The organism is Pantoea sp. UBA4549, assembly GCF_002387285.1.
Classification (GTDB): Bacteria; Pseudomonadota; Gammaproteobacteria; order Enterobacterales; family Enterobacteriaceae; genus Pantoea; species Pantoea borealis.
Map to the genome: position 1 here is coordinate 221,395 of NZ_DGLH01000018.1, position 20,723 is coordinate 242,117.

Genomic DNA, 20,723 nt, shown 5'->3' on the forward strand with positions numbered 1-20,723 from the left:
TCTCTCCTTGCTGGTCACTGGATAATAACGTCTGGCCGCAGGCCTTACATCATGACGACGTCAAACTGCTCCTGAGTATAGAGCGGTTCAACCTGGACTTTGACCTGTTTGCCGACAAAGATTTCGACTTCGGCCAGCGCATGCGACTCATCCGTTTTCAGCGCCTCGCCTACCGCCGGTGAGACATAGACCAGAAAGCGATCGGAGTCATAGGCGTGATGCACACGTACGATCTCGCGCATGATTTCATAGCAGACCGTCTCCACGGTTTTCAGCGAGCCGCGTCCCTTACATACCGGGCAGTCGGCACACAGCACGTGCTCAATACTTTCGCGCGTTCTTTTACGGGTCATTTCCACCAGACCCAGCGCGGAAAAGCCATGAATACCGGTTTTGACCCGATCTTTACTCAGCGCACTCTCCAGCGAATGGAGCACGCGCCGGCGATGATCGTCATTACTCATGTCGATAAAGTCGATAATGATAATGCCGCCAAGGTTACGTAACCGCAGCTGACGGGCAATGGCCTGCGTCGCTTCGATATTTGTATTAAAGATGGTTTCGTCCAGGTTGCGGTGGCCAACAAACGCACCGGTATTAATATCTACCGTGGTCATCGCCTCTGTCTGGTCAATAATCAGGTAGCCACCTGATTTAAGCTCTACCTTGCGCTCCAGGGAGCGCTGAATTTCATTTTCGACATCATAAAGATCGAAAATCGGCTGCTTGCCGCTGTAATGCTCCAGCTTGCTCGCCATTTCGGGAATATATTCGCTGGTGAACTCCACCAGCAGATCGCAGGTCAGGCGTGAATCCACGCGGATACGATCCAGCGCGGCACCGGCAAAATCACGCAGCACACGCTGCGCCAGCGCCAGTTCGCCATACAGGAGGCAGCGCGTCTGGTTACGCTTTTTGCGCTCGCTGACTTTTGTCCACAGGCGTTTGAGAAACGCCGCATCCTGCGCCAGCTCTTCAGCGCCAATGCCTTCTGCAGCGGTGCGGATAATAAAACCGCCCAAATCATCGCAGTAGGCGGCAACCACTGCCTTCAGCCGCTCGCGCTCCGCTTCACTCTCAATACGCTGTGAAACGCCCACGTGGGATGCGCCGGGCATAAAAACCAGATAGCGGGACGGCAGCGTGATATCAGTGGTGAGGCGTGCGCCCTTGGTGCCCAGCGGATCTTTCACCACCTGCACCATCAGATCCTGCCCCTGACGTACCAGCTCAGCGATGTCGCGCACGACAAAATTTTTCTTTTCATCGCCGGCCACACACTCCGTGTGCGGCATGATGTCGGAGGCGTGCAAAAAGGCAGCTTTATCCATGCCAATATCGACAAAGGCAGCCTGCATACCCGGCAGCACGCGGCTGACCCGGCCTTTGTAGATGTTGCCAACAATGCCGCGCCGCGCTTCGCGCTCAATATGAATTTCCTGCAAAATGCCGCCATCAATATAGGCAACGCGGGTTTCCGAAGGTGTCACATTTACCAGCAGTTCAGCCGTCATTCTGTCCCCTTAATGCACGCAGCGACTGAAAATGGCTCAGCAGCTCCGTGGTTTCCACCAGCGGTAGTCCCACCACGGCGTAGTAGCTGCCATGAATCGTGCGTACGAAATTGCCGCCCAGCCCCTGAATGCCATAGGCGCCCGCCTTATCCATCGGTTCACCGCTGGCAATATAGTGCGCGATTTCATCAGCGGTCACATTGCGGAAGGTCACATCGGTGAGCACCAGACAATCCAGCAGCGTCTCGCTGTCGGCCAGCGCCACGGCGGTCATCACCTGATGGGTCTGTCCGGAGAGCCTGGCCAGCATCTCTGCGGCATGTGCCGCGTCGCGCGGTTTCTCCAGTACGTCGCCATTCAGTACTACGATAGTATCCGCGCCGAGCACCGGCAGATCCCGGGGCGCGATGGCAACACCGGCGCGCGCTTTGTCCGCCGCCAGACGACGAACGTAATGTTCAGCCGCCTCATCAGGCTGACGCTGCTCTTCGGTGTGGGTGAGCAGACGCTCAAATTGCAGCCCAAGCTGCGTCAGCAGCTCGCGCCGGCGAGGCGAGCCGGAAGCCAGATACAGGGTAATCATTGTGTTCCTTACTGAACGGCAAACTGCCGGCGGATCTTTCTCATCAATAAGAATAGCCAGGGCCAGAGAATGCCGTCGACTACGCTACTCCAGAAAATTTCTGGCCGGAATGAGACGTCTATGACCAGGAATTCAGCCCAGAAAACAATGACATCTACTGCCAGAGAAAGAACCATAACCATTAACGCCTGCTGCCACAATGCGAGGTTGCGGAACAGCTGGAATTTAAAGGCGACCAGGTAGGCGATGATACTGAAAGCCAGCGCACGTACGCCCAGCGTGGAGCCGGCAATCAGATCCATAACGGCACCGAGAAAAAACCCGGTGCCGACGTTGGCCCGATGCGGCAGCGCTAGCACCCAGTAGATCAGAATAAGCAGCAACCACGACGGCCGGAACATGTAGAACTGCTCCGGCCATGGCATGATTTGCAGAATCAAGGCCAGCAGAAAAGAGAGCCAGATTACCCATCGTCCCTGACTGCGATATCGGCTCAAGGCTGGCCCCCACGCGTGGTCGCCGGAGCACTCTGCGAACTTCCGCTGGCCGCAGAGGATGGCGGTCCCATCTGCTGATTCTGCTGCATCATCGCGGGCGCCGGTGGCCCCATTTCACCCGCCGGCGGCAGCACCTGAGGCATCATCTGCATCAGGCGCTCGTTCGCCACGCGGTGTACTTCATCCGGCGCCATCGGCATATCGCCATTTTTATCCGCTCCCCACAGCAGCAGCAGATAGCGCAGGCGCTGCAGCCCGGCTGTCGGATGGGCCTGTATGACCGTATAGGCGCGCTGGGTATCAACCTTGACGGATGACACCACGCCGACCGGATAGCCTTCCGGGAACCGACCGCCGAGGCCGGATGTCACCAGCACATCGCCAACGCGAATGTCGGTGTTGCCTGGCAGATGCTCCAGCTGCAGATCTTCGCTGCAGCCGTTACCGGCGGCAATGACACGAATGTCGTTACGCAGAACCTGGATCGGCAGAGCATGCGAGGCATCGCAGATCAGCAGCACACGGCTGGTCAGCTGACCCACTGCCACCACCTGCCCGACAACGCCTTTATCACTGATAACCGGCTGACCTTCGTAAACGCCGTTTACGCTACCCTTGTCGATAACCACCTGATCGGTGTAGGGATCGGTGCCGGTTGAGATCACCTGCGTCACCATCTTGTGCTCATCCTGACGCAGCGGCGAGCCGAGCAGCTCGCGCAGGCGTGCGTTTTCCTGCTTATATTGCCCCAGCATCAGCAGATCGCTGTTTTTCAGGAAAAGCTCGCGGCGCAGCGCTTTATTCTCCAGCTCCAGCTGCTGACGGGATGCCAGCGTATCCGACACGCCGTCAAGCAGCTGCCGCGGGCCGTTGGCGAGAAAATAAAATGGGCTGACTGACGTGTCCAGATAGTTGCGGATCCGGGAGAAAGTACTTACGCGGCTGTCGGCGATAATAATCGCGATTGCCACAATAACGGCCAGAAAGAGACGCAACTGCAGGGAAGGTCCCCTGCTAAAAATCGGCTTCATAAATTCTGCGAATTCCTCGACATCAGGGAAGAAGCACCAGTCCGCAGACCCGCGCCTCCAGGGCTGGACGCATTATGCCGTCGTACGCAGCCGCGCCATTTACCCTATGCCTGAACCGCCGCTGCATGATGCAATGCTGCGGCTCTGACGCTGCACAACGGCAGGCCAGAGCGATACACGCTGCGTGCGATTCAGTTTATGATGAGTATTGTCGCGATTCCCTGCGCAATATGACCATGGTCGCAGCCAGTGAGGAATTACTCCTCGCTGAACAGATCGCCACCATGCATGTCGATCATCTCCAGCGCTTTACCGCCGCCACGTGCTACGCAGGTCAGTGGATCTTCCGCTACCACGACCGGAATGCCCGTCTCTTCCATCAGCAGGCGATCCAGATTGCGCAGCAGCGCGCCACCGCCGGTCAGCACCATGCCACGTTCTGAGATATCAGAAGCGAGTTCTGGCGGACACTGCTCCAGCGCAACCATAACCGCGCTGACGATGCCGGTCAGCGGTTCCTGCAGCGCTTCAAGAATTTCATTTGAGTTCAGCGTAAAGCCACGCGGCACACCTTCTGCAAGGTTACGTCCACGCACTTCGATTTCACGAACTTCGTCGCCCGGATAGGCTGAACCGATTTCATGCTTGATACGTTCTGCGGTCGCTTCACCAATCAGTGAGCCGTAATTGCGACGTACGTAATTGATGATAGCTTCATCAAAACGATCGCCACCAATACGTACAGAAGAAGAGTAGACCACCCCGTTCAGGGAGATCACGGCGACTTCAGTGGTACCGCCACCAATATCCACTACCATGGAGCCGGTTGCTTCAGAGACCGGCAGGCCGGCACCGATAGCCGCAGCCATTGGCTCTTCAATCAGGAAGACTTCGCGTGCGCCTGCTCCCTGCGCAGATTCACGGATAGCGCGACGCTCAACCTGGGTCGCGCCGACCGGTACACACACCAGTACGCGCGGACTCGGGCGCATAAAGCTGTTGCTATGTACCTGCTTGATAAAGTGCTGGAGCATTTTCTCAGTCACAAAGAAGTCAGCAATTACGCCATCTTTCATCGGACGGATAGCGGCAATGTTGCCCGGCGTACGGCCAAGCATCTGCTTTGCGTCATGACCAACAGCCGCTACGCTCTTTGGGGAGCCGGCGCGGTCCTGACGGATAGCAACCACTGAAGGCTCGTTCAGCACGATGCCCTGTCCTTTTACATAAATCAGGGTATTCGCAGTACCCAGGTCAATGGACAAGTCATTGGAAAACATGCCGCGAAATTTTTTAAACATACTAAGGGATAATCCTGCAAGCTGGGGGCGGAAAATAAAATCCGCTTACTTTACCAACCACACGAAGCCGCTACAAGGCGCAAAAACGTTCGGCTACGGTGAAAAAATAGACCGTATAATTTTTCCGGCCGGTACTGTCCGCCACTGGCAGCGCCAGATGGCGTTAAACCGCCCTCTTTAACGCAAATTGTGCGGACGCGCAGCGGGGTTACCGACATAAAATTTAACATTTCATGCCCTTTGTTCTGCCCGCCTCCGCAGTATAAAGCCAGAAAAACATGGATTGGCGGGAAAATCCATGCCAGAACATTAAATACGGTAACGTTGCGAATGTTTTTTAACATTACTGTTAACCGGCTGTGAAGGCGCAAACAGGTCACCCTGCCCGCCTGACACCCCAAGCGCAGTCAGAGTCTGCCATTCAGCCCGGGTACGCACGCCGGCAGCAAAAACATAGCTGGAGGTTGATTTACACACTTCCAGCAGGCTCTGCACAAAAAGCTGATTCTCTGTGCGGCGATCGATATTACGTACCAGCCCCGGATCCAGCTTGATCACATCAACAGGAAGCTGGCGAATATAAGCGCTGCTGACCACCGTCATTCCCGCCTGATCGACTGCGATACGGCAGCCAAACGTGGTAAGCATGTGAAAGACCGGCAGCAAACGATTGATGTGTTGACACACATCCGCCTCGGCAAGTTCAAATAAAAATCGCCGCCGCTGAGATTTATTACACTGCAGCAGTAATTTTTGCAGCCAGCGCTGGAACGGGCGCTGTAACAGTGAATCAATGCTTACCGGCAGCGCCAGCGTCTCATCGGGCCACACTTCTGTCAGCGCGGCAATGCGCGTCACCAGCTGGCGATCCCAGCTGTCAGTCAGCCCCAGCTGCATGACCAGCGGCATAAATTCGGCGGCCACCACTTCTTTATCACCGTCAAAGATGCGCGCCAGCATCTCCCGGTGGTGGACTTTGCCATCCATCAGCACCGCAGGCTTTTGATACAGGCGGGGACCACCGCGGTTAAGCGTATTCTCCAGCAGCGTACGCCAGCGCACGCTGCCACGGCCCATATCCAGCGGATTACCCTCGCCCACGGACCAGGTATTCCCCCCCTGCAGCACGGCGCGCCGCGTGGCCAGCTCTACGCTCTCCATCACCTGCAGTACGCTCTGTCCGCTACACCAGGCGTTGATGCCGATATGAATTAAATCATCCCGATCCACCCTGCGCATCGGCGGCAGAGAGTCCACCGCATTGATGAGCTGCTCGGCAATGCTGTTCGCCTCTTTCAGCGTCCGGTGCGGCAGCAGCACGGCAAAATCACTGCGAAAATAGCGTGCCAGCAGCGCTCCCGGATAGCGCAGCACAAAAGTGGAAAACATATTGATGATATCAAACAGGTACTCTTCAGCCAGCGTCGGACCGATGATTTCGTGCAGGTTGTCAAAGTCAGGCAGGCGGATCATCATCACCACGCCATGCGTGCCGACATCCTCCTGATCTTCCAGCAGCGTGGCCAGCTGATTATCAAAAAAGAGCCGGTTATTGAGGCCCGTACGCGCATCCTGCGCAGCAAACGTGCGGATCAGCGTATCGATTCTCAGACGCTGTTCCCCCGCCTCCTGGAGATCGCTGAGCAGCGTATCCAGCGCGCGGCTGGCTTTGGCGGGCCATTCAGTGGTGCCCGGGACGCGAGCGATGCGCTCGCCGGCTATGATGCGTCCGGCGCGCGCCTCCAGCCGATCCATATTGCGCCAGCGGCGATTGAGCCAGTGATGCGTCATTGCCAGCAGCGCCACCATAATGGCAACCACGCTCAGCAATACCACCAGCGTGTAGGCACCGGTAAAGGAGCGAAACCAGGTTTTTGCCGGATCGAGCACCACGACACGCAGCTGCATCTCGGGTGCGTGCACCAGCGGCAGCTCAAACTGAATAAACCGGTTAGGTTCATCTTCCAGCATGGGATTTTCATGGCGGGTAAGGCGAAATATTTCGCCGTCATCATTGCGCAGCTCAACCTGCTCAGCGTTGATTACCGGCATCAGCCGCGTCAGCCACTGTTCAACCTCCTGCGGAGACTGAGTCATCAGCGCCTTATCAACTTCGGTTGCCAGCGTATCGATACGGCTTTCAACGCGCTCCTGCGACAGCCAGATAAAACTAAAAGCGCAGCCTACCAGCATCAGTAACATTGCCAGTAAGCTTAATAATGTAATAAACGCAGAAAACTTCGTTGTTAATCGCATCCCTGTGCCTGTACCACTGCGGTTATAAACGGGCGGCCGCCCTGTGCATCATTCAGCTGACGCAAACCTGAGCAAAGTACCATAAATAGCGGTCTGAATCAGCGCCATTACTCCGGCGATCACGCTGTCGCGCGAGTATAACGGTAAAGTCATCGTACCTGACCGCCGGACTGGCTTTTTCGTCCTATTCTCAACAGAGGATGTCTGCCAGGAAATTTCATATTTTCCCCGGCAAAGTGGCATCGCCGTTGCGGTTTACGCATCTTAATGATCACTGCTTACCTGCCGGAGAACACCATGAAGTTCAAGCACACTCTCACTGAAGCTGATGTCACCCCGGAAAACATCTTTGCGCTGCGCCGGCGTCAGGTGCTGAAGGCGCTGGGCATTGGCGCTGCTGCCGCAACGCTGCCGGGCAGCGCCCGGGCAGACATTCTGAGCTGGTTTAAAGGGAACGATCGTCCGCCGGCACCGGCCGGACGCGATTTGACGTTCACAAAACCTGCGCAGTGGCAGGCAGATTTACCGTTAACGCCTTACGATAAAGTAGCCGGCTACAACAACTTTTATGAGTTTGGTCTGGATAAAGCCGATCCCGCTGCTAACGCCGGCTCGCTGAAGACTGAGCCCTGGCAGCTGCGTATTGATGGCGAAGTTGCCAGGCCTGTAACGCTGGATATGGATGACATATTTAAACGCTTTGCCATGGAGCAGCGTATCTACCGTATGCGCTGTGTCGAAGCGTGGTCAATGGTTGTGCCCTGGGTTGGCTTTGAACTCAGCAAGCTGCTGAAGCTGGCAGAACCCACCAGCAAAGCACGCTATGTGGCGTTTCAGACGCTCTACGATCCTGAGCAGATGCCGGGCCAGAAAGATCGCTTTATTGGTGGCGGACTGGATTATCCCTATGTTGAAGGCCTGCGGCTGGATGAAGCGATGCATCCGCTGACGCTGCTCAGCACCGGTGTCTATGGTAAAGCGTTGCCGCCGCAGAATGGTGCCCCGATACGCCTGACGGTGCCGTGGAAATATGGCTTTAAAGGCATTAAATCGATCGTAAAAATCACGCTGACCGCTGAACAGCCGCCGACCACCTGGAGCCAGATTGCCGCCAGCGAATATGGGTTTTACGCCAATGTGAATCCGCACGTCGATCATCCACGCTGGTCACAGGCGACAGAGCGCTTTATCGGCGCGGGCGGCCTGCTCAACGTTGAGCGACAGCCTACGCTGCTGTTTAACGGTTATGCACGTGAGGTAGCGTCACTCTATCGCGGGCTCGATCTGCGGGAGAATTTTTAAATGCGCCTGACCCTGCGACAGGTTACCTGGCTCAAAGTGGCGCTGCACCTGGCCGCGCTGCTGCCGCTCGTCTATCTGGTCCTTTCTGCTGCTCAGGGCTGGCTGAGCGCCGATCCGGCAAAAGATATTCAGCACTTTACCGGCAGAATGGCGCTGAAGCTGCTGCTGGCGACGCTGCTGGTCAGTCCGCTGACGCGCTATCTGAAACAGCCGCTGCTGATCCGCACCCGCCGGATGCTGGGGCTCTGGTGCTTTGCCTGGGCTACGCTGCATCTGATCAGCTACTGGCTGCTGGAGCTGGGCTTCACGCATCTGCGTCTGCTCGGCAGTGAAATTTTCGCCCGCCCCTATCTGCTGCTGGGTCTGCTCAGTTGGGTGATCCTGTTTGCGCTGGCGATCACCTCGTTTCAGCGCGCACAGCGCAAACTGGGCAGACGCTGGCAAACGCTGCATAACGCTATCTACCTGGTGGCGATCCTCGCTCCTGTCCACTATCTCTGGTCAGTTAAAGTGCTGTCACCGCAACCATTGCTTTATGCGCTGGCGGCGGCGCTGCTGCTGGCGTGGCGCTACAAAAAGTTACGCAAGAGCTTTAGCCGCTGATTTCTCTGAGGTTGTTTTCTCCCCCCGCTTTCTGTTAAAACGTGTGGCCTTCGGGCCGCACCGGATCAACTTCGCAGATAAGACCAGTATTTTGCTGCGAATTGTCCCGAAACGGATATAATGCCCGGCTTTATTGCAAGCAAACCCTTCTTTTTCACTCTCAAGGGTGACAAATGAAGGATGTCGCGGTATTTTACGCGATGCCCTAATGATTGCAGGAGATAGCCGCAAGATGGCGCATAAATTTCACATACTGTTGTTGAACGGTCCCAACCTGAATTTGCTGGGAACGCGCGAGCCTGACAAGTATGGTCACGCCACACTGGCTGATATCGTCAGCGATTTGGCGCAACAGGCCGGCCAGCACCATGTGAAATTGAGTCATCTGCAATCAAACGCAGAATATGAGCTGATCGATCGTATTCACGCCGCGCGCAGCGATGTGGATTACATCATCATCAATCCGGCTGCGTTCACGCATACCAGCGTTGCGCTGCGTGATGCTCTGCTGGCGGTTAGCATACCTTTTATCGAGGTGCATCTCTCTAACGTGCATGCACGCGAGCCGTTCCGGCACCACTCCTATCTTTCCGATGTATCTGCCGGCGTCATTTGCGGACTTGGCGCGGATGGGTACGCGTGGGCTTTACAAACGGCGATAAAACGCCTGTCACATTCCAATTAAACAGAGTACGGAACCACACTCATGGATATTCGTAAAATTAAGAAACTGATCGAACTGGTTGAAGAGTCCGGCATTGCTGAGCTGGAAATCTCTGAAGGCGAAGAGTCAGTTCGCATCAGCCGTTCACCTGCCAATGTCGGTTATCCAATGATGCAGCAGGCTTATGCTGTACCTGCTCCGCAGCCTGCACTGGCAGCTGCCGTTGCACCGGTTGCTGCCGCTCCGGCTGAAGCCGCGAAGCCTGAAGTCAGCGGACACATTGTTCGCTCACCGATGGTCGGCACCTTCTACCGCACCCCAAGCCCGGACGCAAAAGCGTTTGTGGAAGTGGGTCAGAAAGTGAACGCTGGCGATACCCTGTGCATCGTTGAAGCGATGAAAATGATGAACCAGATCGAAGCCGACAAATCCGGCGTTGTGAAGGCGATCCTGGTAGAAAGCGGCCAGCCGGTTGAATTTGACGAGCCGCTGGTCGTCATCGAATAACGAGGCGAAGCATGCTGGATAAAATTGTCATTGCTAACCGTGGTGAAATCGCGCTGCGCATTCTGCGTGCCTGCAAAGAGCTGGGCATCAAGACCGTAGCGGTTCACTCCACGGCAGATCGCGACCTTAAGCACGTGCTGCTGGCAGATGAAACTGTCTGCATCGGCCCGGCGCAGTCGGTCAAAAGTTACCTGAATATTCCGGCTCTGATTTCTGCTGCTGAAATCACTGGCGCAATTGCGATTCACCCGGGCTACGGCTTTCTCTCTGAGAATGCCGATTTTGCTGAGCAGGTTGAGCGTTCAGGCTTTATCTTTGTCGGACCGAAAGCGGATACTATCCGCCTGATGGGTGACAAAGTGTCCGCTATTACCGCGATGAAAAAAGCGGGCGTTCCTACCGTTCCGGGTTCAGACGGCTCGCTGACTGATGATATGGATAAGAACCGCGCTATCGCGAAGCGCATCGGCTATCCGGTTATCATTAAAGCTTCTGGCGGCGGCGGCGGACGCGGTATGCGCGTTGTGCGCCATGAAAAAGATCTTGAGCAATCCATTGGCATGACGAAGGCGGAAGCAAAAGCAGCTTTCAATAACGACATGGTCTACATGGAGAAATTCCTCGAGAACCCACGTCATATCGAAATTCAGGTACTGGCCGACGGTCAGGGCAACGCCATCTATCTGGCAGAGCGCGACTGCTCTATGCAGCGTCGCCACCAGAAAGTGGTGGAAGAGGCGCCAGCGCCAGGCATCACGCCGGAACTGCGTCGCTTCATTGGCGAGCGCTGCTCCAATGCCTGTGTGGAAATTGGCTATCGCGGTGCCGGTACTTTTGAATTCCTGTATGAAAACGGCGAGTTCTATTTCATTGAGATGAACACCCGTATTCAGGTTGAACATCCGGTTACCGAAATGATCACCGGCGTTGACCTTATCAAAGAGCAGCTGCGTATTGCTGCCGGTCAGCCGCTGTCGATCAAACAGGAAGATGTGATTGTGCGTGGTCATGCGGTGGAATGCCGTATCAACGCCGAAGATCCCAATACCTTCCTGCCAAGCCCGGGTAAAATTACGCGCTTCCACGCGCCGGGTGGCTTTGGTGTTCGCTGGGAATCGCATATCTACGCTGGCTACACCGTGCCGCCGTACTACGATTCCATGATCGGCAAACTCATTACTTACGGCGAAACCCGTGAAGTCGCGATCGCCCGCATGAAAAATGCGCTGGCTGAGCTGATCATCGACGGCATCAAAACCAACGTCGAGCTGCAGATGAAAATCATGTCTGACGAAAACTTCCAGCAGGGTGGCACCAACATCCACTATCTGGAGAAGAAACTCGGCCTGCACGAGAAGTAATTGCAGCGCAGAGCACGACAGAGGCCGGTTAATCCGGCCTTTTTTATTGTTATCGCCTGTGAGGTTACCTGATGGATGGGCGTTTTTTACAAGCGAACAGAGAGGCTCGCTGGTCACTGGGTCTCTCTCTCGCGTATCTGCTGGTGTGGGCCCTGTCTGCCTGGCTTGGCGGAACGCAAAGCGGAATATCTGGCCTGCCCCGCTGGTTTGAACTCTCCTGCATATTTGCACCGCTACTGTTTATTGTCCTCTGCACGCTGATGGTTCGCGTCATTTTCCGCGACATGTCACTGGAGGACAGTAATGGAAAGTGAAATTCTGCTGCCGCTGCTGGCTTATCTGGTTCTGATTGCCGTTTTGTCAGTGATCGCCATGCGCAAACAGCGCCAGGGCACTTTTCTGACCGAATATTTTCTCGGCAGCCGTTCCATGGGCGGCTTTGTGCTGGCAATGACGCTGACCACAACCTACATCAGCGCCAGCTCATTTATAGGCGGTCCCGGTGCCGCCTATAAATATGGTCTGGGCTGGGTACTGCTGGCCATGATTCAGGTGCCTGCCGTCTGGCTTTCGCTGGGCGTGCTGGGAAAAAAATTCGCCATTCTGGCCCGGCGTTATAACGCAGTAACGCTTAACGATATGCTTTATGGCCGTTACCGCAGTCCGCTGCTGATCTGGCTGGCCAGTATCAGCCTGCTGGTGGCTTTTATCGGCGCCATGACCGTGCAGTTTATCGGCGGCGCTCGCCTGCTGGAGACGGCTGCGGGTATTCCTTACGATACGGGCTTACTGATTTTTGGCGGTACTATCGCGCTCTATACGGCTTTCGGTGGCTTTCGCGCCAGCGTGCTGAATGATGCGATGCAGGGGCTGGTGATGCTGGCAGGCACGTTTCTGCTGCTGTTTGCCGTTATTCATCATGCCGGCGGGTTGAGTCACGCGGTCAGCACGCTGCGCACTATTGATCCGCAGCTGGTGTCACCGGAAGGGGTGGGCAACGTGATTACGCCAGCCTTCCTGAGCTCATTCGCTGTGCTGGTCTGCTTTGGCGTAATCGGTTTGCCGCATACGGCCGTACGCTGTATCTCCTACCGGGACAGCAAAGCGATGCACCGCGGGATCATACTTGGCACTATCGTAGTGGTGCTCCTGATGCTGGGTATGCATCTGGCTGGCGCACTGGGACGCGCGGTGTTGCCCGACCTGACCATACCTGACCAGGTGATCCCGACGCTGATGATTACCGTCCTGCCCCCGATGGCAGCCGGCATTTTTCTCGCTGCACCGATGGCGGCCATTATGTCGACCATTAACGCGCAGCTCCTGCAGGCATCCGCTACGCTGATCAAAGATCTCTATCTGCGTATTGCGCCCCGGCAGAGTGAAAATGAAGCGCGCCTGCGTATGCTCTCCGGCACGATTACCTTTGTGCTGGGTATCCTGCTGCTGCTGGCGGCCTGGAATCCGCCGGATATGATTATCTGGCTTAATTTGCTGGCATTTGGCGGGCTGGAAGCGGTATTCCTGTGGCCGCTGGTGCTGGGTCTCTACTGGGAGCGCGCCAACGCCGCAGGGGCTATCAGCGGTATGCTGGCAGGCGCCGTAAGCTATACGCTGCTCGCCAGTCTGAAGATTGAATGGTGGGGATTCCACCCTATTGTTCCCTCGCTAACCCTGAGCCTGCTCGCTTTTCTGGCAGGTAACCTGTTTGGCAGCGCGTCTGAGACGCACGACGCTGCACTGAAATAAAGAGAAACGCTATGCCATGGATTCAAATCAAGATTAACAGCACCGGAGAACAGGCTGAGCCACTGAGCGATGCCCTGATGGAAGTCGGTGCCGTCTCGGTGACCTTTCAGGATACGCACGATAATCCGGTGTATGAACCGCTGCCGGGTGAAACCCGGTTGTGGGGTGATACTGACGTCATCGGTCTGTTTGACGCAGAGAGTGATATGGATGAAGTCGTGGCCGCACTGCGTCTGCAGCCGGTGCCGGGATCGTCGTTTCACTACAAGATCGAGCAGATCGAAGATAAAGACTGGGAGCGCGAATGGATGGACAACTTCCATCCAATGCGCTTTGGTGAACGTCTGTGGATCTGTCCAAGCTGGCGTGATGTCCCCGATCCGGATGCGGTCAACGTCATGCTCGATCCCGGTCTGGCCTTTGGCACCGGCACGCATCCTACGACTTCACTCTGCCTGAGCTGGCTGGATGGTCTCGATCTGCAGGGCAAAACGGTGATCGACTTTGGCTGCGGCTCCGGCATTCTGGCGATCGCTGCGCTGAAGCTGGGTGCTGCCCAGGCGATCGGGATCGATATCGATCCACAGGCTATTCAGGCCAGCCGCGATAACGCTGAACGCAACGGCGTAGCAGACCGTCTGTCGCTCTATCTGCCACATCAGCAGCCTGAAAATCTGCAGGCTGATGTCGTGGTCGCCAATATCCTGGCGGGCCCGCTGCGTGAACTGGCACCGCTGATTGGCGTTCTGCCAAAAGCGGGCGGCTATCTCGGCCTGTCTGGCGTACTGGCCAGCCAGGCAGAAAGCGTCTGTGAAGCGTACGCTGAGCGCTTCGCGCTTGATCCGGTTGCGGAGAAAGAGGAGTGGTGTCGTATTACCGGGCGTCTGCGCTAATTTTACTCCCGGGCCCGCAAGCGCGGGTCTGGGGTTTATCAGGGCGCAGTATCGTGCTGTGCACGCCCTGCATCCGGAGAGAATGGTTTTGTATTAAATTTGCGCAAAAGGCCGTTAATTCTGTGGTTAATCTGTCAAAATTGCGGCTTTTATATCGTGATTTGTCGTATAAATTCAGAAAAACGTTTGTTCACAATTTCGCCGTAAATTAATAAAGATATGATTTTTAACAACTATCCAGAGAGCATCAGGTTGCACATTGAAAGCACTATGATGTTAAGGGGTTGTTGTTCAAAGTTTGGCCTTTCATCTTCCGGAAAAAATGCGTAATATACGCCGCCTTGCGAACAGTTAGGGTCACTTCTTTTTTCATGCGCATTGGACACCACCAGCTACGTAATCGCCTCATTGCTGCGCCTATGGCCGGAGTAACCGATAAGCCATTTCGCACACTCTGTTACGAGAACGGTGCCGGTATGACTGTCTCCGAGATGCTGTCATCTAACCCGGAAGTCTGGGCCAGTGACAAATCCCGGCTGCGCATGGTGCATAGTGACGAGCCCGGCATTCGTGCCGTGCAAATTGCTGGCTGCGATCCCGATGAGATGGCTGCTGCCGCGCGAATTAATGTTGCGTCTGGCGCGCAGGTTATTGATATCAATATGGGCTGTCCGGCTAAAAAAGTGAATCGTAAGATGGCTGGCTCTGCACTGCTGCAGCATCCGCAACTGGTAGAATCGATTCTCCGGGCGGTGGTCAACGCAGTGGACGTGCCGGTTACGCTGAAAATTCGCACTGGCTGGGACAAAGAAAATCGTAATTGTACAGAGATTGCCCAATTGGCTGAACGTTGTGGCATTCAGGCTCTCACCATTCATGGACGCACCCGCGCCTGTTTGTTTGAGGGGCAGGCTGAATATGACAGCATTCGGACAGTTAAGCAGAGCGTTTCCATTCCGATTATCGCGAATGGGGACATAACTGACCCGCATAAAGCCAGGGCAGTGCTCGACTACACCGGAGCAGATGCTCTGATGGTAGGACGTGCTGCTCAGGGAAGACCGTGGATCTTCCGGGAAATCCAGCATTATCTGGACACAGGGGAGCTGCTTGCACCGAAGCCGCTGGCAGAGGTGAAGCAAATGCTGATTGGACATATACGGGAGCTGCACGACTTTTACGGTCAGCGCAAGGGATACCGTATTGCCCGAAAACACGTTTCCTGGTATTTGCAGGAAAGTGCCCCTGACGACCAGTTTCGGCGCACATTCAACGCCATTGAGGATGCCAGCGAACAGCTGGAGGCGTTGGAGGCATACTTCGAAAATCTTGCGTAAACGAAATAAAGAGCTGAAAGAACTATGTTCGAACAACGCGTAAATTCTGACGTACTGACCGTTTCTACCGTTAACTCACAGGATCAGGTGACCCAAAAGCCACTGCGTGATTCGGTTAAACAGGCACTGAAGAACTATTTTGCTCAACTGAATGGTCAGGATGTTAGTGATCTGTATGAGCTGGTACTGGCTGAAGTCGAGCAGCCTCTGTTGGACATGGTGATGCAGTATACCCGTGGCAACCAGACCCGTGCAGCCCTGATGATGGGTATCAACCGTGGTACTCTGCGTAAGAAGCTGAAAAAATACGGCATGAACTGATTGTTCGCTGCTGCGATAACGCCAGCCTTCGGGCTGGCGTTTTTGTTTGGATCGTTTTCCCGCTTATCACTTCACGTGAAACAGTTACCGTCTGTATGGTAACTATTGTTGCAATCCCCTGCGTCATTTTTCCTGTGCCCTCCTCTGCTTAATTCGGCAGCGGCCTGCGTGCAACCTGGCAGTAACCTGTGCCGCTGCGGTGTTCGCAGGTATTAACGCCAGCAACCCTGACTAATGAGTGGTAGCTCACACTGCGCTCCAATAGTGAAACTATTTGCACTATTTGTGATCGCGGCGACTCGTCATGCCGCCTTTTGGTGCGCGATAGTAACCGCACGTTACTTCCTGCCCTTTTCTGACGCTCTTTCCTGAAGAATTCAGCCCGCTGCAAAACTGGCATCAGCTTTGCAACAGGCAGGATGGCACGCTGCCACCGACAGACAGTAGTGCACTACAAAGTGCACACCACAATAACAACAGACGAACTGCCACACAGGATGCTTTATGAAAAAGATGATGCTCTCTACCCTGATCGCTGCTGCCACACTGCTGAGCGCGACGCAGCAGGCGCATGCAGGTGCCACGCTGGACGCAATTAAAAAGAAAGGTTTTGTACAGTGTGGTATCAGTGACGGACTGCCGGGTTTCTCATACGCAGATGCCAGCGGCAAATTCACCGGTATTGATGTGGATGTCTGCCGTGCCGCCGCTGCTGCCGTGTTTGGCGATGCCGGCAAAGTTAAATATACCCCGCTGACGGCTAAAGAGCGCTTTACGGCGCTGCAGTCGGGTGAAGTCGACATCCTGTCGCGTAACACTACCTGGACCTCTTCGCGCGACGGCGGCATGGGCTTTCTGTTTGCCGGCGTAAACTACTATGACGGCATCGGTTTTCTGACGCATAAGAAAGCGGGACTGAAAAGTGCCAAAGAGCTGGATGGCGCGACGGTCTGCATCCAGGCAGGTACTGATACCGAGCTGAATGTCGCCGACTATTTTAAAGCGAATAAAATGCAGTACACCCCGGTGACCTTTGACCGCTCCGATGAGTCAGCCAAAGCGCTCGATAGCGGCCGCTGCGATACGCTCTCCTCCGATCAGTCCCAGCTCTATGCGCTGCGCATCAAACTCGGCAAACCTGACGAATTTATCGTGCTGCCGGAAGTGATCTCCAAAGAGCCGCTTGGGCCACTGGTGCGTCGCGGTGACGACGACTGGTTTACGATTGTTAAGTGGTCACTGTTTGCCATGCTGAATGCTGAAGAGATGGGTATCAGCTCAAAGAATGTCGATCAGATGGCAGCAAAACCCACCACGCCTGATATGGCACATCTGCTGGGCGCAGAAGGGGACTTTGGTAAAGACCTGAAACTTGATAATAAGTGGGCTTATAACATCATCAAGCAGGTGGGTAACTATCAGGAAATTTTTGACCGCAATGTCGGGAAAGACAGCGCGCTGAAAATCGCACGCGGACAGAATGCGCTCTGGAACCAGGGCGGCATTCAGTACGCACCGCCAGTGCGCTGATTTACGGCTGTGCCAGTCGGGCACCGCGTCCTGCGGTGCCCACGCGTATCTATCATTGAGGTTTCAACATGTCGCAACGCCCAACCGTGAAAAGGGATTTTTCATTCGGTAACCCTGCGGTTCGCGCCTGGCTTTATCAGTTCGTCGCGATTATTGCGGTAGTGGCGGTGGTGGGATATTTAATCCACAACACCATCATCAATCTGGCCAACCGTGGCATTACGTCAGGTTTTGGCTTTCTGGAGCGCAGTGCCGGTTTTGGTATTGTTCAGCATCTGATTGACTACACCGAAGGAGACACCTACGCCCGGGTCTTTATGGTCGGGCTGACCAATACCCTGCTGGTCTCCGCGCTTTGCATCGTCTTTGCATCACTGCTTGGCTTTGCGGTAGGCCTGGCGCGACTGTCTGATAACTGGCTGCTGCGTAAGCTCTCTGCCATTTATATTGAGACGTTCCGTAATATTCCTCCCCTGCTGCAGATTTTCTTCTGGTACTTTGCCGTACTGCGTAATCTGCCCGGCCCGCGTCAGGCACTGAACGCCTTTGACCTCGCCTTTGTCAGTAATCGTGGCCTGTATATTCCATGGCCACAGTATGCGCCCGGTACACTGCCATTTCTGGTTGCGCTGGCGTCAGGCATTATCGCCAGCCTGGCGCTGTTTCGCTTTAATCGTAAACATCAGCTGAAAACCGGTCAGCTGCGTCGCACCTGGCCCGCCGCCGCCGGGCTCATTGTGCTGCTGCCGCTGATTGCCCACAGCCTGTTCGGAGCGGGCGTGCACTGGGATGTGCCTGAGCTACGCGGATTCAATTTTCGCGGTGGCTTCGCGATGATCCCGGAGCTGGCCGCGCTGACGCTGGCGCTCTCGATCTATACCTCTTCATTTATTGCTGAGGTGATCCGCGCCGGTATTCAGTCCGTACCGCATGGCCAGAGTGAAGCGGCGCGCTCGCTGGGATTGCCGAACCCTGTGACGCTGCGTCAGGTCATTATTCCGCAGGCAATGCGCGTCATTATTCCTCCGCTGACCAGCCAGTATTTAAACGTGGTCAAGAACTCGTCGCTGGCAGCCGCTATCGGCTACCCCGATATGGTGTCGCTGTTTGCCGGTACGGTGCTTAATCAGACCGGCCAGGCAATAGAAACCATTGCGATCACCATGGCGGTTTATCTCATCATCAGCCTGACGATTTCCCTGCTGATGAATCTCTATAACCGCAAAATTGCGCTGGTTGAGCGTTAAGAGAAAGAAACACTATGTCTGTGACAACGCATGAAACGCCGCCGGTAAGCAGTAATCTGCTGCAGAAGAGCTGGAGCTGGGCGCGTAAAAATCTCTTCTCCGGCTGGCTGAACACGCTGCTTACGCTGATCAGTCTGTGGCTCATCTGGAATGTCATTCCCCCGGCACTGAACTGGCTGATATTTCAGGCAAACTGGCTGGGCGAAACCCGTGCCGACTGTACCAAAGCGGGTGCCTGCTGGGTGTTTATCCATGCACGCTTTGGTCAGTTTATGTATGGACTCTATCCGCATGAACTGCGCTGGCGTATCAATCTGGCGCTGGTTATCGGTTTAGTGTCAGTTATTCCCCTCTTTATCCGCGCCATGCCGCGTCGTGGTCGCTATCTTGCCTGCTGGGCAGTGCTCTATCCGGTTACGGTCTGGCTGCTGCTTTATGGCGGCTATTTTGGTCTGGAGCGCGTGGAAACCCGCCAGTGGGGCGGCCTGACGCTGACGCTGATTATCGCCTCCGTTGGGATCGCCGGCGCCCTGCCGCTGGGTATTCTGCTGGCGCTGGGCCGACGCTCAAATCTGCCGGTGGTGCGGACGCTGTCCGTTATTTTTATCGAGTTCTGGCGCGGCGTACCGCTGATCACCGTGCTGTTTATGTCCTCTGTCATGCTGCCGCTGTTTATGGCGGAAGGTACGACGATCGACAAACTGGTTCGTGCGCTGGTGGGTGTGATTCTGTTCCAGTCTGCCTATGTAGCGGAAGTGGTGCGCGGCGGCCTGCAGGCGCTGCCTAAAGGTCAGTATGAAGCGGCAGAGTCGCTGGCGCTGGGCTACTGGAGAACGCAGGGGCTGGTGATCCTGCCGCAGGCGCTGAAGCTCACTATCCCGGGACTGGTTAATACCATTATCGCCTTGTTCAAAGATACCAGCCTGGTGATCATTATCGGCCTGTTTGATCTGTTCAGCAGCGTGCAGCAGGCCACGGTCGATCCTGCATGGCTGGGCATGTCCACGGAAGGCTATGTTTTTGCTGCACTGGTCTACTGGATTTTCTGTTTTAGCATGTCGCGCTACAGCCAGTATCTGGAGAAGCGTTTTCACACCGGGCGTAAAGCGCACTGAGGTTTACTATGACATCCACAATAACGACGGCGGCTAACGCTATGATGATTACGCTCGAAAACGTGAACAAATGGTACGGACAGTTTCACGTGCTTAAGGATATTAATCTGCAGGTTAAACCGCGTGAACGTATTGTACTCTGCGGCCCGTCAGGTTCAGGAAAGTCGACCACTATTCGCTGTATCAACCATCTGGAAGAGCATCAGCAGGGACGTATCGTCGTTGACGGTATCCATCTTAATGATGACGTGCGCAATATTGAACGGGTACGCACGGAAGTGGGTATGGTGTTTCAGCACTTTAATCTGTTTCCGCATCTTACCGTTCTGCAAAACTGTACGCTGGCCCCCATCTGGGTAAGAAAGATGCCGAAGAAGGAGGCGGAAGCGCTGGCGATGCACTACCTCGAGCGGGTGCGCATTGCTGAACATGCTCATAAGTTTCCGGGACAGCTCTCTGGCGGCCAGCAGCAGCGCGTGGCAATAGCCCGTTCGCTCTGTATGAAGCCCAAAATTATGCTGTTTGACGAGCCGACTTCAGCCCTTGATCCGGAGATGGTGAAAGAGGTGCTGGATACCATGATTGGCCTCGCAGAAGATGGCATGACCATGCTGTGTGTGACGCATGAAATGGGGTTCGCACGTACGGTCGCTGACCGGGTGATCTTTATGGATCGGGGGGAGATCGTGGAGATGGCGCCGCCAGAGGAGTTCTTTGCTAATCCGCGTTCAGAGCGTACCCGCGCGTTTCTGTCGCAGGTTATTCACTGATCTCAGCGCTCTTAGCTCTGCCCCTGCCATGCAGCAGGGGCTTTTTTCTGGCTGCGCGTTTTCATCCTGTCCGGCAAAAACAAAAAAGCCCTGAACTTTCGTTCAGGGCTTCTGTGTTTGGTGCCTGGCAGTTCCCTACTCT

At 55.3% G+C, this 20,723-nt stretch carries 20 protein-coding genes; 14 read left to right on the forward strand and 6 right to left on the reverse strand.

Annotated elements, in window-relative coordinates; translation table 11 throughout:
* Window positions 1–44: 44 nt before the first annotated feature.
* The 6 genes from rng to csrD form a co-directional block, all read right to left on the reverse strand.
* Complete coding sequence (rng, locus tag B3041_RS16775; protein ID WP_065648069.1) at window positions 45–1,514, reverse strand: ribonuclease G; 1,470 nt, start codon at window positions 1,512–1,514, stop codon at window positions 45–47.
* Entirely contained in the window at window positions 1,504–2,097 is a 594-nt protein-coding gene (locus tag B3041_RS16780) for a Maf family protein (RefSeq protein WP_065648068.1), read from the reverse strand. The genes rng and B3041_RS16780 overlap by 11 nt, the downstream gene beginning before the upstream one ends.
* Before the next feature lie 8 nt (window positions 2,098–2,105).
* Entirely contained in the window at window positions 2,106–2,594 is a 489-nt protein-coding gene (mreD, locus tag B3041_RS16785) for a rod shape-determining protein MreD (protein WP_292977377.1), read from the reverse strand.
* The gene (mreC, locus tag B3041_RS16790) at window positions 2,591–3,625 is read right to left on the reverse strand and encodes a rod shape-determining protein MreC (RefSeq protein WP_065648067.1); all 1,035 of its coding nucleotides are present in this window, start codon (window positions 3,623–3,625) and stop codon (window positions 2,591–2,593) included. Before mreC ends, mreD begins: the two co-directional genes overlap by 4 nt.
* A gap of 257 nt (window positions 3,626–3,882) precedes the next feature.
* Window positions 3,883–4,926, reverse strand: a complete 1,044-nt coding sequence (gene mreB / locus B3041_RS16795; RefSeq protein WP_003855260.1) for a rod shape-determining protein MreB — start codon at window positions 4,924–4,926, stop codon at window positions 3,883–3,885.
* Between the two features lie 309 nt (window positions 4,927–5,235).
* Window positions 5,236–7,182 (reverse strand): RNase E specificity factor CsrD, encoded by a 1,947-nt coding sequence (gene csrD, locus B3041_RS16800; protein ID WP_065648066.1) that lies wholly within the window; start codon window positions 7,180–7,182, stop codon window positions 5,236–5,238.
* A gap of 297 nt (window positions 7,183–7,479) precedes the next feature.
* On the opposite strand from csrD, the gene msrP reads away from it, so the two are divergent.
* The 14 genes from msrP (at window position 7,480) to B3041_RS16870 (ending at window position 20,581) form a co-directional block, all read left to right on the forward strand.
* Window positions 7,480–8,484 carry a protein-methionine-sulfoxide reductase catalytic subunit MsrP gene (gene msrP / locus B3041_RS16805; protein ID WP_065648065.1) on the forward strand — a complete coding sequence of 335 codons (1,005 nt, stop codon included), beginning with the start codon at window positions 7,480–7,482 and terminating at the stop codon, window positions 8,482–8,484.
* Window positions 8,485–9,087: a protein-methionine-sulfoxide reductase heme-binding subunit MsrQ gene (gene msrQ, locus B3041_RS16810; protein WP_292977461.1), complete on the forward strand. Its 603-nt coding sequence runs from the start codon at window positions 8,485–8,487 to the stop codon at window positions 9,085–9,087.
* A 232-nt stretch (window positions 9,088–9,319) separates the two neighbouring features.
* Entirely contained in the window at window positions 9,320–9,772 is a 453-nt protein-coding gene (gene aroQ, locus B3041_RS16815; RefSeq protein ID WP_065648063.1) for a type II 3-dehydroquinate dehydratase, read from the forward strand.
* Between the two features lie 21 nt (window positions 9,773–9,793).
* Window positions 9,794–10,258, forward strand: coding sequence for an acetyl-CoA carboxylase biotin carboxyl carrier protein (accB, locus tag B3041_RS16820; protein ID WP_065648062.1), 465 nt, complete (start codon window positions 9,794–9,796; stop codon window positions 10,256–10,258).
* Window positions 10,259–10,269: 11 nt separating this feature from the next.
* Window positions 10,270–11,619: an acetyl-CoA carboxylase biotin carboxylase subunit gene (gene accC, locus B3041_RS16825; protein ID WP_065648061.1), complete on the forward strand. Its 1,350-nt coding sequence runs from the start codon at window positions 10,270–10,272 to the stop codon at window positions 11,617–11,619.
* 71 nt (window positions 11,620–11,690) lie between these two features.
* Window positions 11,691–11,933: a YhdT family protein gene (locus tag B3041_RS16830; RefSeq protein ID WP_065648060.1), complete on the forward strand. Its 243-nt coding sequence runs from the start codon at window positions 11,691–11,693 to the stop codon at window positions 11,931–11,933.
* The gene (gene panF / locus B3041_RS16835; protein WP_065648059.1) at window positions 11,923–13,368 is read left to right on the forward strand and encodes a sodium/pantothenate symporter; all 1,446 of its coding nucleotides are present in this window, start codon (window positions 11,923–11,925) and stop codon (window positions 13,366–13,368) included. Before B3041_RS16830 ends, panF begins: the two co-directional genes overlap by 11 nt.
* Before the next feature lie 11 nt (window positions 13,369–13,379).
* A complete protein-coding gene (gene prmA / locus B3041_RS16840) occupies window positions 13,380–14,261 on the forward strand; it encodes a 50S ribosomal protein L11 methyltransferase (RefSeq protein WP_065648058.1) in 882 nt (293 codons plus the stop codon).
* 371 nt (window positions 14,262–14,632) lie between these two features.
* Entirely contained in the window at window positions 14,633–15,598 is a 966-nt protein-coding gene (gene dusB / locus B3041_RS16845; RefSeq protein WP_039380734.1) for a tRNA dihydrouridine synthase DusB, read from the forward strand.
* 24 nt (window positions 15,599–15,622) lie between these two features.
* Window positions 15,623–15,919, forward strand: coding sequence for a DNA-binding transcriptional regulator Fis (gene fis, locus B3041_RS16850; protein WP_003855228.1), 297 nt, complete (start codon window positions 15,623–15,625; stop codon window positions 15,917–15,919).
* Between the two features lie 504 nt (window positions 15,920–16,423).
* Window positions 16,424–17,449 (forward strand): amino acid ABC transporter substrate-binding protein, encoded by a 1,026-nt coding sequence (locus B3041_RS16855; protein ID WP_065648057.1) that lies wholly within the window; start codon window positions 16,424–16,426, stop codon window positions 17,447–17,449.
* Between the two features lie 68 nt (window positions 17,450–17,517).
* Window positions 17,518–18,696 carry an amino acid ABC transporter permease gene (locus B3041_RS16860; protein ID WP_065648056.1) on the forward strand — a complete coding sequence of 393 codons (1,179 nt, stop codon included), beginning with the start codon at window positions 17,518–17,520 and terminating at the stop codon, window positions 18,694–18,696.
* Between the two features lie 14 nt (window positions 18,697–18,710).
* Window positions 18,711–19,811 carry an amino acid ABC transporter permease gene (locus B3041_RS16865; RefSeq protein ID WP_065648055.1) on the forward strand — a complete coding sequence of 367 codons (1,101 nt, stop codon included), beginning with the start codon at window positions 18,711–18,713 and terminating at the stop codon, window positions 19,809–19,811.
* Between the two features lie 8 nt (window positions 19,812–19,819).
* Window positions 19,820–20,581 (forward strand): amino acid ABC transporter ATP-binding protein, encoded by a 762-nt coding sequence (locus B3041_RS16870; protein ID WP_065648054.1) that lies wholly within the window; start codon window positions 19,820–19,822, stop codon window positions 20,579–20,581.
* The last annotated feature ends 142 nt before the right edge of the window (window positions 20,582–20,723 follow it).